At 56.7% G+C, this 18,170-nt stretch carries 13 protein-coding genes and 1 pseudogene; 2 read left to right on the forward strand and 12 right to left on the reverse strand.

Annotated elements, in window-relative coordinates:
- Positions 1 to 12 precede the first annotated feature (12 nt).
- From GF1_RS06705 to GF1_RS06755, 11 genes and pseudogenes are all read right to left on the reverse strand, one after another.
- A complete protein-coding gene (locus GF1_RS06705; RefSeq protein ID WP_267928850.1) occupies positions 13 to 774 on the reverse strand; it encodes an ABC transporter ATP-binding protein in 762 nt (253 codons plus the stop codon).
- On the reverse strand, positions 771 to 1,556 hold the full coding sequence (locus GF1_RS06710; protein ID WP_267928852.1) for an ABC transporter permease: 786 nt from the start codon (positions 1,554 to 1,556) through the stop codon (positions 771 to 773). Before GF1_RS06710 ends, GF1_RS06705 begins: the two co-directional genes overlap by 4 nt.
- A 1-nt stretch (position 1,557) precedes the next feature.
- Complete coding sequence (locus tag GF1_RS06715) at positions 1,558 to 2,532, reverse strand: ABC transporter substrate-binding protein (RefSeq protein WP_267928853.1); 975 nt, start codon at positions 2,530 to 2,532, stop codon at positions 1,558 to 1,560.
- 548 nt (positions 2,533 to 3,080) lie between these two features.
- Positions 3,081 to 6,593 (reverse strand): DNA polymerase III subunit alpha, encoded by a 3,513-nt coding sequence (gene dnaE, locus GF1_RS06720; protein ID WP_267928855.1) that lies wholly within the window; start codon positions 6,591 to 6,593, stop codon positions 3,081 to 3,083.
- A gap of 455 nt (positions 6,594 to 7,048) precedes the next feature.
- Positions 7,049 to 8,392, reverse strand: coding sequence for a group II intron reverse transcriptase/maturase (gene ltrA, locus GF1_RS06725; RefSeq protein ID WP_267926035.1), 1,344 nt, complete (start codon positions 8,390 to 8,392; stop codon positions 7,049 to 7,051).
- A gap of 591 nt (positions 8,393 to 8,983) precedes the next feature.
- The gene (locus GF1_RS06730; RefSeq protein WP_267928856.1) at positions 8,984 to 9,907 is read right to left on the reverse strand and encodes a pentapeptide repeat-containing protein; all 924 of its coding nucleotides are present in this window, start codon (positions 9,905 to 9,907) and stop codon (positions 8,984 to 8,986) included.
- Between the two features lie 188 nt (positions 9,908 to 10,095).
- Positions 10,096 to 10,956 carry a sugar phosphate isomerase/epimerase family protein gene (locus GF1_RS06735; RefSeq protein WP_267928858.1) on the reverse strand — a complete coding sequence of 287 codons (861 nt, stop codon included), beginning with the start codon at positions 10,954 to 10,956 and terminating at the stop codon, positions 10,096 to 10,098.
- Positions 10,940 to 11,113, reverse strand: a pseudogene (locus GF1_RS06740) (heavy-metal-associated domain-containing protein); the annotation flags it as partial. The pseudogene GF1_RS06740 and the gene GF1_RS06735, both read right to left, overlap by 17 nt.
- Before the next feature lie 377 nt (positions 11,114 to 11,490).
- Complete coding sequence (locus tag GF1_RS06745) at positions 11,491 to 12,297, reverse strand: 4Fe-4S dicluster domain-containing protein (protein ID WP_267928860.1); 807 nt, start codon at positions 12,295 to 12,297, stop codon at positions 11,491 to 11,493.
- A 60-nt stretch (positions 12,298 to 12,357) separates the two neighbouring features.
- Complete coding sequence (locus GF1_RS06750; RefSeq protein ID WP_267928861.1) at positions 12,358 to 14,571, reverse strand: molybdopterin-containing oxidoreductase family protein; 2,214 nt, start codon at positions 14,569 to 14,571, stop codon at positions 12,358 to 12,360.
- A complete protein-coding gene (locus tag GF1_RS06755) occupies positions 14,572 to 15,171 on the reverse strand; it encodes a TorD/DmsD family molecular chaperone (RefSeq protein ID WP_267928862.1) in 600 nt (199 codons plus the stop codon). It abuts the gene before it with no gap.
- A 401-nt stretch (positions 15,172 to 15,572) separates the two neighbouring features.
- On the opposite strand from GF1_RS06755, the gene GF1_RS06760 reads away from it, so the two are divergent.
- Both GF1_RS06760 and GF1_RS06765 read left to right on the forward strand, forming a co-directional pair.
- Positions 15,573 to 16,001, forward strand: a complete 429-nt coding sequence (locus tag GF1_RS06760; RefSeq protein WP_267928863.1) for a 4Fe-4S dicluster domain-containing protein — start codon at positions 15,573 to 15,575, stop codon at positions 15,999 to 16,001.
- Positions 15,998 to 17,746, forward strand: a complete 1,749-nt coding sequence (locus GF1_RS06765; RefSeq protein WP_267928865.1) for an aldehyde ferredoxin oxidoreductase N-terminal domain-containing protein — start codon at positions 15,998 to 16,000, stop codon at positions 17,744 to 17,746. The genes GF1_RS06760 and GF1_RS06765 overlap by 4 nt, the downstream gene beginning before the upstream one ends.
- Here the strand turns inward: GF1_RS06765 and arfB are convergent.
- Positions 17,743 to 18,168 carry an alternative ribosome rescue aminoacyl-tRNA hydrolase ArfB gene (gene arfB / locus GF1_RS06770; RefSeq protein WP_267928866.1) on the reverse strand — a complete coding sequence of 142 codons (426 nt, stop codon included), beginning with the start codon at positions 18,166 to 18,168 and terminating at the stop codon, positions 17,743 to 17,745. The two genes, GF1_RS06765 and arfB, sit on opposite strands and share 4 nt — an antisense overlap.
- Positions 18,169 to 18,170 lie beyond the last annotated feature (2 nt).

Below are 18,170 nucleotides of genomic sequence, written 5' to 3' on the forward strand. Positions count from 1 at the left end.
CGGTTGGTACTCTCAGTGAATCTCGGCCCAGAGCATTTCCATGATCTCTTTTTTAATGGCAGTGAACCCGGGAAGAACCGTTACCCGGTGGTCACGGGGACGTGGGATATCTACGGTGATCGATTTAATGATGCGTCCCGGTCGGCTGGACATGATGTGAATCGTATCGGCCAGCAGTATAGCCTCGTCGATGTCGTGGGTGATAAACAGGATTGTGGCACGTTCTTTACGCCAGATGTCAAGCAACAGATCCTGGAGTTGCAGACGGGTCTGGGCGTCCAGTGCACCGAAAGGCTCATCCATCAGCAGCATGTCCGGATTGTTGGCCAGCACCCGGGCTATGGCCGTGCGCTGTTTCATGCCGCCGGAAAGGGATTTGGGCAGGGAATTTTCAAAATCCTCAAGTCCAACAAGGTGTAAATATCGGCGTGCAATCTCAGCACGTTCGACTGCCGGCAAGCCTTTGATGCGCAGGCCGAACTCCACATTTTTGCGTACGGAAAGCCAGGGAAACAGGGTGTAGGATTGAAACACCATTCCCCGGTCCGCCCCCGGGCCTTCAATGCGTCGTCCGTTGATCAGGGCCTGGCCGCTTGTTTCACGTTCCAGTCCGGCAACGATATTCAGCAGGGTGGATTTGCCGCAGCCGGACGGCCCCACCACGACGGCAAACTCTCCTTCACTGATATCGAGCGTGATGTCTTCCAGGGCCGTGACTGACGTATCACCTGACCTGAAGACTTTCCCTAAGTGTTCGAGTCTCAGTTTTGTCATGACCCTGCCTTTTCGCTCCAGGGTACACTGATGCGGGTGAGCCATTTAAAAAGCCAGTCCGTGGCCAGCCCGAGAAGACCGATAATGATCAGCCCGGCAAAGATCCTCTCAATGGCTAAAAAGCGCTGGGCCCGCAGGATCATGTAGCCTAGGCCGGAGTTGGCTGCCACCAGTTCCGCCACCACGAGATAGGTCCAGGCCCAGCCGATGGTGATCCGTAGATCATCCATGATGCCGGGCAGGGCTCCGGGGATAAGTACCAGCCGGTAAATCTGGGCCTGACTCGCGCCCAAAGTGGCAGCGGCCCGGGTCAGATCTTTTGGCACATTGGCCGTTGTATCGGCAACCATCAGCACCAGTTGAAAAAAGGTGCCAAGAAAAATGACCATGAATTTCTGCATGTCGCCGATACCGAAATACAGCAGCGTCAACGGTACCAGAGCCACCACGGGCAGATACCGGGCAAACTCCATGAGAGGTCCGAACAGTGCGGCACATTTCCTGGAGGTTGCAATCAGCATCCCCAGAGGAACGGCAATCACGACCGCCATGGCCCAGCCCACCATGACCCGGTAAGTGGAATCCCAAGTGTACTTCCATAAAATACCCTCGGCGTGCATTTCGCCAAAGGAAAGAAATACCCTGTGCGGTTTTGGCAGGAAGAGTTCCTTGACAGCGCCGGAATATGCCAGCAAACACCAGAAGAGGAAAAGCGCCAGAAACGAGAGCAGGGTGAGTCCCGTTCCCGGCGCCAGCCTGCGCAGTGGGTTGGGAGCGGTCATCTTATCTGGCCGCTGCTTTTATGTACTGGTCGGTGATCAGGCCGTCCACATCCAGATCCTTTTTCAGGATTCCTTTTGTTTTCCAGAATTTTCCGGCCCGAGCAGCAACTTCATAAATATTGTTATCCGTACTTTTATCGAAAAAAGCCAGGTTGCCGTCTCGGTCAAAAAAGCTCACGCCGGAAGCCATATCTGCTATGTCAGCCGGTTTTTCTCCCAGGTGTCTGGCCATGATGGCATTGCCCTCATCCGGGTTCTGCTTATACCAGGCAATGGCATCAAACCAGGCTTTGGTCATGCCGGTGGCTGCCTCGGGATGTTTGTCGGCATAATCCCGCCGCATGACAAACACATCCACGATGGTACGCGGAAAATCTTTTGAGGAAACCAGCACGTGGCCACCCTTGCGCTCTGCGGCCTTGGACAGCCAGGGCTCCCAGGAAACCGCCGCGTCGAGCCTGCCGGCCACAAAAGCGGCACCGGCATCAGAAGCACCCATTTCATGGATGGTCACTGTTTCTTCAGGCAGGCCAGCCTTGGCAAGGGCGGTCAGGAAAAAGAAATACGATGTAGAACTCTTGTCCAGGCCGATGTTTTTACCCTTGAGATCGGCCAGGGTCTTGATCTCTGCAGTGGCAATAATGCCATCACCGCCTGCAGATTCGTCCATGGCGAACAGAACCACCTCCGGGGTACCCTTGGCATAATGGATGACTTCACGATCCAGGACATTGCCCAGGGCATCGATATTGCCCGATGCCATGGCCGCGGCATACTGGGATTCGTCGTCAATGATCATCAGCTCCACATCCAGGCCGTATTTATCAAAAAATCCTTTCTCCTGGGCAATGTACAGAGGGCCGTAACCAACCCAGGTGGCGAAAGCAACTTTCACCTTTGTCTGACTGGCATCAGCATTTGATGAGACAAAAGCGCAACAGAGCAGGCCTATAAGAGCAAGAACCAGTCGTTTCATGAAAACCCTCCTTTTGGTGCTAAATGAAATGAATAACGGCTTAATGCTGATCAAAATCGAGTTATTTACATGGAATGCAACACCTTGCAACAATTTTATCTCAGACCAGTATCTGTTTAGAGAGTGGTTCGACTCTATCATGTTTCATGGTTCTGTTAACGTCTGGCACCCAGGGGATCATCGCAATGTATTGTACCCTGCTTTGACCTGGAATGGGTACCACACTATGATCTGCACATAATCTGGATTTTTTGGGCAGGCTCTGGATTGGCCAGCTCATGGCCGCTGCAACCCGGCTATGGCCATGGAGCTGACATGGAGGGGAAGGTGGTGCGGAGCTGCATTTATTTTTGCAAGCTGGTAAAAGCCAAAGGGATACCTGATCAGCACCATTTTTCCGGCAGAAACTGGTTTCAGTTACCAGCTGATCAGGGTGGAAGGAGTTTATCAATCCACTCTCCGACCTCAGATACACCTGCTCCTGCCCGGACTGCCCGCCCAGGGACTGCAGGTGGATCGCTGTTGGTAAAGATGGTAGAGGGGCCTTGTTATTTCCGGTAGCCGTTGTTGTTGCGCCGACCCCGTTCCCGAAGCTCAGGGGTTTTCATGCGCATGGTCAGGGCAGGGTAGCCAAGGGTCTGTTCCAGCTCCTGAAAAAATTCGCGGCAGGGACGGATGGTGAGGTCCTTGAGGATTTCGATGTCCACCTCGCCGCGGCCGTCGAAGTGAAGGGTCAGATGCACCGGGGTGGTGCCGTGGAACCGGTACAGCATGTCTTTGAGACGTTCCATGTGGCCACGGGTGGTCCGGTCGGCCCGCAGCTTGATCGAGGCCTTTTCAGTATACTTTTCCAGGGCGTCTGGCAGGGTGTGCACCGTCTGGGCGATAATCTTGGCGCCCCGTTCCTCCTGCTGCACCTTGCCAAGAACGATCACCGGGTCGTCACCGCCGAGCAGATGGGAGCAGTGCTCAAAGGAGGAAGGGAAAATCACGACCTCCACCGAGGAGGACATGTCCTCGAGAACGGCAAAGGCCATGCGGTCGCCCTTTCTTGATTTATGTTCCTTGTAATTCTGAATCAATCCGCCCAGGCGAACGGCCTGACCGTCCCGGTAGTTTTCCAGCCCGGCGATGTCGGTATCTGCCACCATGCGAATGTCATCGATAACCCCTTCCAGCGGATGACCGGTGAGGAAGAAGCCAATGGTCTCCTTTTCAAATGCCAGTTTTTTCAGTTTCGGCCACTCCTCCACATCCGGCAACTGCACCTCCGTAGTCTTTTGGGTCTTTGAACTGCTGCCCAGGCTGAACAGGTTCATCTGCCCGGAGAGCCGGTCGCGCTGTACGGCCTTGGCCTGTTCCAGGGCCTGGTCAAGGGCCTCCAGGAGCTGGGCCCGGTGTCCTTCCATGGTGTCAAAGGCTCCGGCCTTGATCAGGCTTTCGATCACCTTGCGGTTTACCTTGCTGGAGTCGATCCGGGAGCAGAAATCCCCAAGCGACTTGTAGGGGCCATTCTCCTCCCGTTCGGCAATAATGGATTCCAGAGCTGCGCCGCCGACATTTTTCACGGCTGCCAGGCCAAAGCGGATGCGGTCATTGATAACAGTGAAGTCCTGGAACGACTCGTTTATATCCGGTGGCAGGACATCGATGTCGTGCAGGTGGCATTCGTTGATGTACTTGACCACCTTATCCGTGTTGTCCACGTCGCAGGAGAGCAGGGCGGCCAGGAACTGGGCCGGGTAGTGGGCCTTGAGGTAGGCGGTCTGGTAGGCGATCAGCGCATAGGCTGCCGAATGGGACTTGTTGAAGCCGTAGCCTGCAAACTTGGCCATGAGGTCGAAAATATACTTGGCCTTGTCTTCGGGCACGTTGAGCTTGCGGGCCCCGGCCATGAACTTTTCCCGTTCCTCTTCCATGACTTCGGGAATTTTCTTGCCCATGGCCCGGCGTAGGATATCTGCGTCACCCAGGGAGTAACCGGCCAGGATATTGGCGATTTTCATAACCTGTTCCTGGTACACGATTACGCCATAGGTCTCTTCCAGCACCTCCTTGATCTGGGGCAGCGGGTATTCGGGCGGTCGCCGGCCATGCTTGGTTTCGACAAAGGTGTCCACCATGCCCGAGTCGAGAGGCCCGGGCCGGTAGAGTGCCACGAGCGCAATGAGGTCGGAGAACTGCTCCGGCTTCATCTTGATCAGGAGTTCGCGCATGCCGTCGCTCTCAAGCTGGAACACGCCCAGGCTGTCGCCCCGGCACAGCAGCTCGTAGGTCTTGGGATCGTCCATGGGGATCTTTTTAAGTTCCACATCGGTCCCGATATCGAGCTTGATGAGCTTGAGTGCCCGGTCGATGACGGTCAGAGTCTTGAGGCCGAGAAAGTCGAACTTTATCAGTCCGGTCATCTCGGTATACTTCATGTCGTACTGGGTCAGGACCTCCTTGTTGGGACCCACGCAGACCGGCAGAAACTCCACCATGGGTCGGGGGGAGATCACCACCCCGGCGGCGTGGATGGTCTTGTGCCGTGACAGCCCCTCCAGGGTCTGGGCCACGGTCAGCAGTTCGCGTACCGCATCGTCCTTCATGGCCTCGCGCAGGCGCGGTTCCTTGTCAATGGCCTTGTCCAGGGTGATCTTGAGCTCCTCGGGGATGAGCTTGGCGATCCGGTCCACCACCGGCAGGGGGATCTCCAGGACCCGGCCCACGTCGCGGATCACGGCCCGGGCCTTCATGGACCCATAGGCCACGATCTGGGCCACGTGTTTGTCCCCGCCGTATTTTTTCCGCACATAGGCGATCACCTCATCCCGCCGATCCTTGCAGAAATCCACGTCAAAGTCGGGCATGGATTTTCGCTCCACATTGAGAAAGCGCTCAAAGATCAGTCCGTAGGGGATGGGGTCGATGTCGGTGATGTGCATGCAGAAGGCGGCCAGAGACCCGGCTCCGGAACCGCGGCCCGGCCCCACCGGGATCTTCTGCGACTTGGCCCAGGTGATGAAGTCGGCCACGATGAGGAAGTAGCCGGAAAAGCCCATTTCCTGGATAACCCCGATTTCCATGGCCAATCGGTCCCGGTACTGCTTCTCAAGCTCCGGGGAGACCTCCTGCAGTTCGCGCAGATCGGCGAGCCGTTCTTCCAGGCCTTCCCAGCAGGCCTTTTCAAAGATCGTCTCCAGAGTTTCGTTTTCCGGCACCGGGAAGATGGGAAAATGATGTTCACCGAACTTGAGTTCCAGGTTGCACCGCTCGGCCACCTCCAGGGTATTGGTAACCGCTTCGGGACAGTAGCTGAACTGGGCCGCCATCTCCTCGGGAGACTTGAAATAGAGCTGGTCGGTGGAGAACTTGAACCGTTTGGGATCATTGATGGTCCGGCCGGTCTGGATGCAGAGCAGGACCTCGTGGGCATACGATTCCTCCCGGCTCAGGTAATGACAGTCATTGGTGGCCACCAGCTTGATACCCAGCTCGCCGGCAAGCTCCATCAATCCCCGGTTGGCAATGGTTTGCTCCGGAATACCGTTTTCCTGGATTTCAAAATAGAGCCGATCCCCAAAGACTTTCTGTAACTCCTGGGCGCTTTTCCTGGCCCCGTCTGGATCGTTATGGGTGATGCGCCAGGCAATCTCGCCGTGCAGGCAGGCGGAAAGGGCAATGAGTCCCTCCTGGTGGGCAAAGAGCACTTCCCTGTCAATGCGCGGCTTGTAGTAAAAACCTTCGGTCTGGGCAATGGAGGCCAGTTTCATCAGGTTGCGGTAGCCGGTCTCGTTCATGGCCAGCAGGACCAGATGAAAGTTATGGCCTGCGTTCTGGTTTTTTTTCAGCCGCGAGTGCTGGGCAATGTAGAATTCGCAGCCGATGATGGGTTTGAGGCCGGCTTTCTTTGCCTTGGTATAGAATTCCAGAGCCCCGTACATGGCGCCGTGGTCGGTGATGGCCACGGACTCCATTTCATATTCTTTGGCCTTGTTGATGAGGTCACCCAGACGGATGGCGCCGTCCAGCATGGAGTACTGGGTGTGGACATGAAGATGGACAAAGGGAGCGGACATATTTTTTCTTTCTGGTGTATCCGAAAATCACCCCGGGGCGTGGAGCTGCCAGGGAGATTTTCATGGTTTGTCATGGCTGGACAGTGGCGAAATATTGTCCACCCATGCTGGTTACCGGTCGGAACAGGTTGCAGGCTGCCTGGATCCTGGATGGAAAATTGTTTCTTATTACCACTGAAATTCAGCCTTCGATGGATGAAGGTGTCGACCTCACTTGTTTCACGGGTGTCTGTGGCCTGGATGGCCACAGTCAAGCCCCCAGGGACGGGTTTATGGCGTCCCGTGAAACAAGTGTAGAGTAGAGCGCTGTCAACAATGATCTTCAACGACTATGCCCTGCCGCACGCGGCTACTACATATCAGAGGAGGTCTCATTGCGGACAGCGCCCCCTCGTCGAACCGGACGTGCGGTTTTACCGCATCCGGCTCTCCGATGATCTCTCGCCTCAAGGCATTCACAGGGAGTTGACGGCTCTTTTATGCAGATAGACCAGCCCCTTGGACATAAGCGCCTTGTACAACGACGGTCCATCAAGGTGCCGGCAGTGCCGGTGGCTCCGTGTCCTCATAAAGCGACTGAACCGGGTCTGCACGTACCAATCAATCTTCTTGAACGACACCTTCGGGTATCCGAAGGAAAAGTAGTTGCCCCAGCCAATCAGAAATCGATTGACCTGATCAATTACTTTTTCTACCGGCTCTTGAATCCTGCGAATCGTCAGAGCATGTATCCTCTCCCGCGCCCGTTTCAGGCTCTTGGCAGAAGGGACAATGTTCAAATACCGACCCGCTCCGTACAGACTGCGATCAAAGCGGAACGTAAATCCAAGGAAATCAAAACTACTGCCGGGATCTTTCAAGTTAACTATGGTTGTCTTGTTCCGATTCAGGATCAGGTCGAGTTCCCCCAGCGTCTTGTCAACAAAGGCGTGAATGCGAGGTCCGATGTACCGAGCCATGATAACCCAGTCGTCGGCATATCGTACCAGCCTTGCGTTGGCAAAATTGCGGGGACCTTCCGGGCTGTGAAAGCGTTGGTCGAATTCATGGAGAAAGATGTTGGCCAGCAGAGGCGAGATGACTCCACCCTGTGGCGTACCCTTGCGGGAGCGAGTGATCTTGCGACCGCCCTGCCCATCCTCTTCAACGATATCGCTTTTCAACCACATCCTGATCAGCTTCAAAACGGATCGGTCAGCTATTCGACGCTCCAGGCATTGCATCAGTTTGCCATGGTCAATCGTGTCAAAGTAGCTGCTCAGATCCGCATCCAGGACTTCAGTAAATCCCGCCTTGAGCGCCTGCCGAATCGCGGCGAGAGCATCATGGGCCTTAAGGCCCGGGCGGAATCCGTACGAGCAGTCCTCAAAGTCTGCCTCGAAAATCGGCTCCAGGATCAACAGGACCGCCATCTGTACAACCCGATCCTTGACGGTCGGGATACCCAGCGGACGCATCTTTCCATTCGCCTTTGGGATATAGACCCGTTTTACCGGCATGGGCCGGTAGGTCTTATCCTTCAATTCCTGCTGTATTGTTTGCAGCAGGCCTGCTACACCTTCCGAACTCTCCTTGATGGACGCAAGGCTTACTCCATCCACCCCGGCAGCGCCTCGATTGGCGTAAACCCGGTTCCAGGCACTTTGCAGTACATCTAGGCGATACACCCGGTCGTACAGGGCATAGAATCGAAACTCCGGTTCCTGCTTGGCCTTGTGGCCCAGTTTCTTTCGCAAGAGGGAGACCTTCGGGCTCAGGCCGAACTCCTGCCCTGCCCGTTTATCCGTAGTGGGAGACAAACATGTGTACTCCAAGCGGGACTTCCTCCATTGTCAGAAACACGATCAAAGTCCTGCCCCTTCGCTCCACGGGAGTTACCCCGCTTCAACACTACTATGGGCAGGTCCGACTCCCGGCCGGGACCGCACAGAGGGTTATGCATTCCCCTCCAGCGTTTGGACTCGGGCTATCTGCTGCCCTGCCCGTCCCGCCGGGTCTCCCAGGTTCCCTGGCGCTCCCTTGAGTACATGCCATCTCCAAACACCCCGGGCGGCCCAACGCAACGCTCCTGTTGTCTCATCGCGTCAATGACTGGCTTCCCCATGACCTCGGAGGGTCGCCGCCGCCAAATGTGTAACGAGGCCGAATCGAGTTCACAGATGTTACGGCCTATACTCTATCTGACCTTACGGCCTTTTCCGACCCTGCTTGACGATTCGGGTTACCCCTACACGCCGGGTCGGCGATTTCGCGGTGAACAGGCAATTACCGCGGGTGGCATCGCAGCCACCAGATTCGCCAGAGCTTCGCCTGGCACACGAGGTCGACACCGGTTTCAATGCTGAAGATTGATGGTAATCACAAAATTGTTTGTTATGCCTGGCATGCGGTTATTTTAGTCCCTTGACCCCGTCAAGGAGGGCATCGGTGAGGTCGGCATCGGTGAGGTCAGCTCCGGTGAGGTCGGCCCGGATCAGGTTGGCACCCCGGAGAATGGCTCCACGCAGGTTGGCATCCCTCAGGTTGGCCCCGGGCAGGTTGGCGTAGATCAGGTTGGCTTTTTCCAGTTTGGCGCCCTGAAGATTGGCCCGCCGGAGGTTGGCCATACGCAGATTGGCATAACTCAGATCGGCACCGCGCAGATTGGCCTGCACCAGGTCAGCTTTCTGCAGGTCGCTGCCGGCCAGCTTGCAGTCGGGACAGTCGCGGGCCATCCATTTGACGGTCGCCTCTAGCTCACGCTTGTCAACCTTTGGCCGTGGGAGGACGCTGTCTTCCACACCGCCTGCCTCTTCTTCCAGCAAGATCTTTTTTTCCGGCCTGGCAGCGGACTCGGCAGCCTTGGTACGGATGGACGAACGAAAGCTTTTTCTCTTCTTCGTCTTTATTTCATGATAGAGGTTCTGGCTGTCGCCCTGGAGCAGTTCGGCGGTGTATTGCCGGACTCCGCTGCCGTTTACCAGGAAATAGTATTTTTTTCCGGGATCAGTGAAGACCTCAAAACAGCGCAGGTCGCCGTACCACCAGCTGCGCATGCGAATGCAGAGCTCGCCCTGGTCGCTGACATCCCATCGGCCCACCTCTTGGTTGTTATAGATATCCCTGGCAAAGACCGTGCTTGAAGGGTCGAAATAATAGTAACTTTCTTCGCCATATGACTGGAGAAAGAGTGTATTGCCTTCCACGAGGGAGAGTACGTCCTCCGGGGAGAGCCTGGAGGATCCTGTTTTCTCTTCCAGCCGGTGCTGGGTGGCCGGGCCGCAGCCAACAGCCAGCAGAAGGACAAGTACCAGAGACCAGACGGTATGCTTCATGGTCAGCTCCATATAATATTAATATGTTGAAATAAATGAATAAATTACGATTTTGTCCGGGATGGAGTCAGCCAGTATAGTACACGGTCACCGGGGTTTTGGCATTATCTTTTGCAGGGAGCAGGCCCTGGTCTCTGTGGACGTCGATCAGTCGCTGCAACAGGTCCCGGAGTCGGGTCGTCCCTGCATCATGCTGCAAGACCGGTAAAGAGGCCCAGTTCTTCGATGGCGGCCAGGGATTGCCACAGCCCTTCCTCGGTGTGGGGTTCCAGGGTGATAATCGGTGCCCTGTTCGATGCCTTCAGGTGGTCAAACAGACCCTGGAAGTCGAAGCTTCCCCTGCCAATGGCCAGATGGTCATCGCCGCCGGTGTTATTGTCATGCAGGTGAAGCTGGCCCAGCCAGGGGCCAAGCTCGTCCATCCATGGTTGCCACGGGGCACGGGCAAAGGCCTGGAGATGACCGGTATCGAGACAGAAGCCAAGATGGCTGCAGTCCAGTTTTTCAAAGAGTTTCCTGTGCACCGCCGGGCTTTTTTCATAGGTGTTTTCAAACATGACCCGGGTCCCGTTTTTCATGGCAATGGTAAGGAGCGTTTCCCAGGTATGGAGGGCATTATCGAACCAGGTGGAAAATTTTCCCAGGTGCTTGTTGTCCTCATAGCCTAGGTGGCAGACAATGGATCTGGGCGCAAATACCCCGGTTAACTGGAAGGCGCGGCGGAGTTTTTCCCGGGAAACCTCGCGGATTTTCGGGTCTAAGGCACCGGGAGAAAGATCGAAGAACGGGGCGTGCAGGGTGCAGCGCAGTCCGGCCTTGCCAAGGGTCTCCGCCAGGGCGGCAAATTCCTTTTCCTCCACATCCCACAGGCAGCCGCCCTCAAGACCGATTTCCGGCTGTAACCGGTGTCGCAGAAACAGGTCCAGCAGTCCGGTACCAAGGAGATCGAACGGTGCATTGATGAAGCAGCGGCTCTTTATGTGCTGAAAAGAGCCAGGATCTCGCCCGGTATTATCCCAGGTATGGTCAGCTTTACTCGACGGTTTCAACTTTTTTGACCGGGAAAAAGTCTTTATCCAGCGCTGTTTTCATATCTGCCACTTGTACTTTTTCGTCGTCATAGGTGACAAGGGCCATATGCTCACCAATGTCAGTGTGGACCTTGATGACGCCATCCAGCTTTTTCAGGGTAGCCCGTACCTTGTAGGCAGATCCGCCTCAGGTAATACCTGGCACAAAAAGCCTGACCGATCGGGTGGCGGCAAGAGCGAAAGAGAGGGAGACAAAGGAAAATATCAGCGTGAAGAGGAACACGACAAGATGTTTTTTGCCCATGTTGGATACCTTTTGTTTTATTATCTGTTCTGGGGTATCTGCCCGGCGGTCCTCCTGGATCAAGTATCCTGGAGCTCCCGGGCGGTGTGACGATTGTACCGGTTTTAGGCCTTGTAAACAAGAAGACAGAGGTGGAAAGGAGCGCTTTTCATGGCTCCATCCCAGGCCTCTGTCTGAAGGGTTCTGCGATCCAGCCGCCCGGCGGGCGACTGGATCGGCTATGGGTACTGTATTGAAGGGCTGTGACTTTACTCCTTGTCCTCCTCCTGCATGGATTTCACCAGCAGGGAACCGGCAATGCCAAGCATTCCGAGATCGCGGATCTGCTTCATGGCCGGCTGCATCATCTTGGCCAGCATGATCCGGCGAGTGGATGCTTCGGGCATCTCTTGCGGTGCCTGGGCCTTGAGCAACTCAATATCCTTCTTTTTGGAACCATAGTACCGGCTGTTTGGCCCGATCTGCACATTTTTGGAGGTTAGGCCAAAGGCGCCTTTCTTGACGTATTTGGATACCTCGGAGTTGGGATCGGTCAGGTCACCGAAGATCCGGGCCCCGGCCAGACAGGTCTGGACGCAGGCAGGCTGCAGCCCTTCAGCAACCCGGGGCATGCAGTAGGTGCATTTGTCGGCCTTGCCTTCGGACTCGTCGTCGGCCAGGTCAGGATTGACGTAGCGGGCGCCATAGGGACAGGCATCGGCGCAGGCGCCGCAACCCATGCAGCGGGTCTTGTCGATCTGGACGGTACCGTTGAAGGGATCCTTCCAGGTGGCGGCGATTTCCATGGTCTTGGTTTTACCGGTCTTGACATCCTTGAAGGTGGCCTCGACCGGATCGGCCGGGCAGACGTCCACGCAGGCCGGCTTGTCGCAGTGATTGCAAAGGCCCGGGTAGAAGGTGAAAGCCAGCTCGCCGGTGGATGTTTTTGCCGGGCCAAGGCGGTAGACCCAGTTCCGGCCAAACTGCGCCGGCACCTCCCACTCAGCCTTGCAGGCAATGGTGCAGGCATGGCAGCCCACACATTTGTCTATATCGATAATCATGCCATATTGCATTTGGATATACCTCCTGAATTTATCGTCTTGTCATCTCTTGCCGCGTTGTCCGCAGCAGGATCAGCTTGCCTTGACAAGCCGGACAAAGTTATTGCGCATGCCGCTGCAACCGGTTTCCGGGTCAACCGCCAGCTTGGTGATCAGGCTCTGATCATCGACACCCTGGTTGTAACCCACCGTGAGCTCCGGGTTCATGGAGCCAAAGCCGTGGTACATGTAGACCGCGTCTTCACGGATACCCGGCGTAACCTTGACCGTGGTGGTGGTGCGGGATTTGACCCCGTCCTGGTTGACGAAGCTGACCCGGTCACCATCACGCAGTCCCAGTCTTTTGGCAACCTTGTCGTTGACCCAGACCGGATTTTCAGGCATGGCGGCATGGAGCCAGACGTTGTTCTGGGTCCGGTTGAAGGTGTGGACCGGAGCCCGGCCGTACAGGAGGCGCATGTAGCCGGCCGGCGGCTCTTCCACCGGGATATAGGTGGGAATGGCCGGGAATCCTTCGTCTTCCAGATCCTCGTTGGCGAAGTTGACCGTGAAATCCTCGGAAATTCCGTAGGGATCCTTGCCCGGCTGGATATGGATGCCGTCTTCGGCCTTCAGCTTGGCAATGGACAGACCGGCACCGGCCAGGATCTTGTCGACCATCTCTTCCTGGCTCTGGACCGGAATTTTGTCACCGTAGCCCATCCTCCGGGCGATCTCGTTGGTGATCCAGACACCGTCCTTACGCTCGAAACCAGGGTCAACCAGTGGCATACGTGCTGAGACATACTGCTGATGCTTGTCAGCAAAGTTCCACTGGGTGCCTTTCTTGATATAGTCGTAGCGCTCGAGATAGGAGCACTCGGGCAGCAGGATGTCGGCGAACATGGTGATGTCGGTGGGCATGACATCGACACACATGACAAAGTCCATCTGCTTGAGCATCCGGATGGTCCGCTGCTGGTTGGGAATGGTCTGGATCGGATTCTGACCCCAGATCACGCAGCCCTTGATCGGGTAGGGGTCGCCGGACAGGGCGGCATCACGGATCAGCTCGGTAGGCGTTCCTGGAGGAGCAAAGGGATATTTACCGGCAATCTCCTTGAGATTTTCTCCTTCATGCTCGCCATGGGGCCAGCTCACCTTGCCAAAACCCTTGGGACCCTTGGGTTTGACAAAACCACCCTTGACGCCGTAGGCACCAAGAACACCGGTCAGGCAGGCCAGGGAGCGCTCGCGCTGGAAGTCGTTACCGTACCAGGAAACGTGACGGCCGGGGTGGATGGAAACGTTGGGCGCATTGGCGGCCAGCAGGTCAGCCACTTCCTTGATCTGGGAGGCCGGAACATCACAGATGGCGGCGGCTTTCTCCAGAGTCCATTCGCTGATACCCTCGGCCATGGTCTCAAAACCTTCACCGTGCTCTTCGACAAATTTTTTGTCATACTTGTCGTTCTGGATCAGGTAGTTCATGATGGCCAGCAGGAATGCGGTGTCGGTACCGGGCTTGATCTTGACCCAGATATCGGCCTTGCCGGCCGAGGCGGAAAAACGGGGATCAACCACGATCAGCTTGGCGCCGTTTTCCAGGCCCTTGAGATACCGTTTCAGATGCGAGACATGCACGTTTTCGCCGAAATGGCCACCGAGCAGCATGATGACCTTGGCATTGGGCATATCCACATTCTCGCCGGGCGCGGTACCTATAGTGGCAACATAGGCCGTATCCCGGATACCGCGGCACTGAAAGAAAGAGGCCTCGGATACGTTGGGTGTGCCAACGGTTTTCTCAAAAAAGTGCATGGGGTACTTGGCCGAGGCGCCATGGGGGAACATGGCCAGGCCGTGGGGTCCGTACTTGTCGACAATCCCTTTGAGTTTGCTGGCGCATTCGTTCAGGGCCTCTTCCCATGAAATCCTCTTCCATTTGGGCGCCCCACGTTTACCTACGTTTTTCAGGGGGTATTTCAGCCGGTCCGGATCGTAGAGCAGCTTGATGCCGGCGTTACCGCGGGCACAGATGGCTGTCCCGTTGTCAATGGATTTGGGGTTGCCTTCAAGTTTTACCAACCGCCCGTCGCGGACCTTGCCCACAAGCTGGCAACGCCAGAAGCACATCTCGCAGATTCCACCGACCGCAGTTTTGGTGTCCTTGAAGCTTCCCGGCGGGATCAGCGGTGTCTTGACCACACCGGTCTCAGCTTTGGCCACCACTTTGGAAAGTGGCACGCTTGCCGCGGCAAGAGAGGCGGTTTTCAAAAAATTCCGCCTGGTCAGATTAATTGCCATTTACGGTTCCTCCTTGGTGAAAAAATCTATTAAATCAACAGACACCTTGTAAAACGGGTGTCCTGCCTCGTTATGAACCCGTTGGTAGAACTGTTCAAACCAGGGACGGAAAAGCCGGCGCAGAAACTCTTCAGTCTTCTCCAGCCGTCCTTCCCGGGCCAGCTGAGCAAGAAATTCAAGTTCATGCATGATGTGGTCGGCCGGTTCAGTTTCATCGGCCAGATCAAAGCCGCATTGCCGGTAGAAATCCCTGGTCTCTTCTGTCAGCTTGCCCTGGAGACTGCCGGCACCGCCCACGTATATCGACCCATAGGGCGGGGCAATGACATGGGGTATGGCGTTTATGAACAGCCTGGTGTATTCAATCTGCAGGGTTTCAAGTGGGTTGTTATCCTGCTGGAGCCAAGTGCCTAACTCCCTGGCCTGGGAGTCCCGGTCGAGGGAGTGGAGCAGGTCCTGGAAGGTGACAAGGAATTCCTGATCGAGAAATGCGGGGTCTGGATAACGCATGCACAGCGCAAGAAAGCCGTACACTTCGGCAAGACCATTTGCGTCATCGCTCCCCGGTGTTGATTCTGTGGCAGAGTCTTTCGGTATCATGTGCGAATTCTACAACAGATAAATTTTAGTGTCAATGAATATGCATTCATTTTCTCCACAGGTGAATCTTATGTGATTAAGAAGGGTTGTGGGATGTCTGCTTTGACACAATGTGGTGAAATTTTCTCTTCCTAAACCACGGAATTCACAGCCTCCACTTGTCAGCCGGAAAAGGAGTGCATATCCTATTTCTGACTGACAATACCGCTGCGAAAACAGCCTTGAAAACCGTCCATGGGAATGTGGATAATCCGCCTTATGACCCCCTGGGTGGGAGACTGTGCTGATGATCGAGGCGGGCGAAATAATGTCTGAACTGCGAGGCGGGCGTACGTGCACAGAAGTCACGCGCTGTTTTTCGCTTCCACGGACAACCGGACCCGAGGTTGAGGAGAAGGGAGATGAAGATACTCACGGCGCCGCACATGGAGCGGTGTATAGGCTGCCATTCCTGTTCGCTGGCCTGCGCCAGGCTGGTGCACAAAAAACTTTCCTGGGAAAGCGCCGGGATCCGCATCCGCTCGGCAGGGGGGCTGTCCACCGGATTTTATGCCGTCCGCTGCCTTGGCTGTGCGGATCCGTTCTGCGTCGCGGCCTGTCCCACCGGGGCCCTCATCCGGCGGCGTGGCGGAGGGGTGCTGCTGCGGGAAAAGAAATGCATCCAGTGCGGCGATTGTGTCCAGGCCTGTCCGGTGGAGGGGATTGTCCAGGACAGGGACGGACGGATTTATGTCTGCCTTCAGTGCGGGCAATGCGTGGACTACTGTCCCCATGACTGTCTGGAGATGCGTGAAGCCAGGAGTGTGGAGCCCGGGGAGGTGATTGCATGAACAGGGATCATTTCAGGGTGCTGGTGGTTGATCTGGATACCGGTCAGAGCCAGGTGGAGCAGTTCGATGGCCGGGATCAGGCCATCGGCGGTTCCGGGCTTGCCGCCCTGCTTTTTGAAAAATACGGCCGGAAGGACAGGCCATGGAGCCACGCCGACCAGCCCTTTATCCTGGCCATTGGTCCCCTCACCGGGGCCTTTCCCCTGATGAGCAAGACCGTGGCCGCCTTCAAGAGTCCCTACCATGACCAGTACACCGAGAGCCATGCGGGCGGCCGGTTGGCCCTGGCGCTCCGGTTCGCCGGATACGATGGCCTGGTCGTCACCGGCTGCGCCCCCGGACTTTCCATCCTGGAACTGGGATCACGCCATATCCGGATTCGGGATGCCGGTTATCTTCGCGGTATGGATGCTTACGCCACCGGCAAGCTGCTCAGGAGAATACATCCCGGCGGTTCCGGGCACCGTTCCATCCTCCGTATCGGTCCGGCCGGTGAATGCGGCCTGGCCATGGCCTGCATCAATGTGGACACCTACCGCCATTTCGGTCGGCTGGGCGGCGGGACGGTGCTGGGAAACAAGAATATCAAGGGCATCATCATTCAGGGGGACAGTGGTTTTTCCCTGCCCGAGGGCAGCGACTACCAGAAACTCTTTGCCACTGTCTATGAACAGGTTACGGCCACCAACATGATGCAGAAGTATCATAACCTGGGAACGGCGGCCAACCTCCAGGTCCTGGATGATCTCAAAGCCCTGCCCTGGCGTAACCTGCAGCAGACAAGCGACCCCGAGACCATAACCGGGGTCAACGGTGAGACGTTTGCCGACAAGACGCTGCTCCGCAATGGAGCCTGTTCCGGATGTCCGGTGGGCTGCATCCACATCGGGTATGTACGGGAAAAATTTCACCAGGACAACCGCTACTTCTATCGTCAGGTGGCCTACGACTATGAACCCATCTTTGCCTGTGGCACCATGCTGGGGCTGGGCAACCCGTTTGAGGTCCTCGGGATCATGGATGAGATGGAGAAGATGGGCCTGGACGCCATGTCCGGCGGGGTAGCCCTGGCCTGGGCCACCGAGGCCCTGGAGCAGGGACTGGTCTCGGTCCGGGAAACCGGGGTAGAGCTGCGTTTCGGCGATGCGGCGGGCTACCGGCAGGCGGCGCGGATGCTGGGAACCGGGGCCAATGATTTCTACACCCTGCTCGGTCAGGGCACCCTTCGGGCGGCCGAGGCCTATGGCGGCCGGGACTTTGCCTGTGTGCTGGGCCAGGAGATGGCCGGCTACGCCACCGGCGAACTTTTCTTCGCTGCCCAGTCCCTGGGTTTCCGTCATTCCCACCTGGATACCGGCGGCTACTCCTATGATCAGAAGCATGCGGAAAAGGATGTCGACCGGGCGGTGCAGTTCCTGCTCGATGACGAGCCGGGTCGGGTCCTGCTGACCTCCATGGTGGCCTGCCTCTTTGCCCGGTCCATCTACACGGAGGAGATGCTTGCCCGGTGTCTTGACGTTCTGGGCTACGAAACCCTGGCTGGAAATCTCCCGGAGCTTGGCGAGCAGATCCGGTGCCACCGCTGGCGACTGCGGTTTGCCACCGGTTTCAGGCCCGAAGATGTCACCATTCCAAAACGATTCTACCGGGTGCAGACCTGGAAAGGGCCGGTGGATCCCGCCTATCTGGACCAGCTGCGGACCAGGTATATAGAGGCTCTGCGGGCGAGGGTCGAGCCTGATTAATGATCCACCTTGCGGCGCATCTTTTTTATTTTCCCACGGTGGGTCTTGCGATCGACCCGCCGTTTCTGTGATCCCCTGGTCGCCCTGGTCGGACGCCGAACCTTGCGGGGGGCCAGGGCCCGAAGGATGATGGCGCGCAGCCTGGCCAGGGCGGCTTCCCGATTTTTTTCCAGGCTCCGGTATTCCCTGGCCTTGATGATGATCTGTCCCTCAGCGGTGATGTGGTGGTCGTTGAGCTGCAGGAGGCGTTCCTTGAGAGGTTCGGGCAGGGAGGAGGCGCGGATATCGAAGCGCAGGTGCACCGCGGTGGAGGCCTTGTTGACATGCTGGCCCCCCGGTCCGGAAGCGCGGATGGCGGTCAGGCGAATCTCGTCGGCCGGGATAGTCAGTGAGGCGGAAATGGTACAGGCCGGGGAAACCAAGG

Source organism: Desulfolithobacter dissulfuricans (genome assembly GCF_025998535.1).
Classification (GTDB): domain Bacteria; phylum Desulfobacterota; class Desulfobulbia; order Desulfobulbales; family Desulfobulbaceae; genus Desulfolithobacter; species Desulfolithobacter dissulfuricans.

Coding starts and splice junctions, on each gene's coding strand:
- GF1_RS06745 (WP_267928860.1), bottom strand. CDS start 12,297: ATGCAATATGGCATGATTATCGATATAGACAAATGTGTGGGCTGCCAT.
- GF1_RS06760 (WP_267928863.1), top strand. CDS start 15,573: ATGAAGATACTCACGGCGCCGCACATGGAGCGGTGTATAGGCTGCCAT.
- GF1_RS06750 (WP_267928861.1), bottom strand. CDS start 14,571: ATGGCAATTAATCTGACCAGGCGGAATTTTTTGAAAACCGCCTCTCTT.
- GF1_RS06730 (WP_267928856.1), bottom strand. CDS start 9,907: ATGAAGCATACCGTCTGGTCTCTGGTACTTGTCCTTCTGCTGGCTGTT.
- dnaE (WP_267928855.1), bottom strand. CDS start 6,593: ATGTCCGCTCCCTTTGTCCATCTTCATGTCCACACCCAGTACTCCATG.
- GF1_RS06765 (WP_267928865.1), top strand. CDS start 15,998: ATGAACAGGGATCATTTCAGGGTGCTGGTGGTTGATCTGGATACCGGT.
- GF1_RS06715 (WP_267928853.1), bottom strand. CDS start 2,532: ATGAAACGACTGGTTCTTGCTCTTATAGGCCTGCTCTGTTGCGCTTTT.
- GF1_RS06710 (WP_267928852.1), bottom strand. CDS start 1,556: ATGACCGCTCCCAACCCACTGCGCAGGCTGGCGCCGGGAACGGGACTC.
- GF1_RS06755 (WP_267928862.1), bottom strand. CDS start 15,171: ATGATACCGAAAGACTCTGCCACAGAATCAACACCGGGGAGCGATGAC.
- GF1_RS06705 (WP_267928850.1), bottom strand. CDS start 774: ATGACAAAACTGAGACTCGAACACTTAGGGAAAGTCTTCAGGTCAGGT.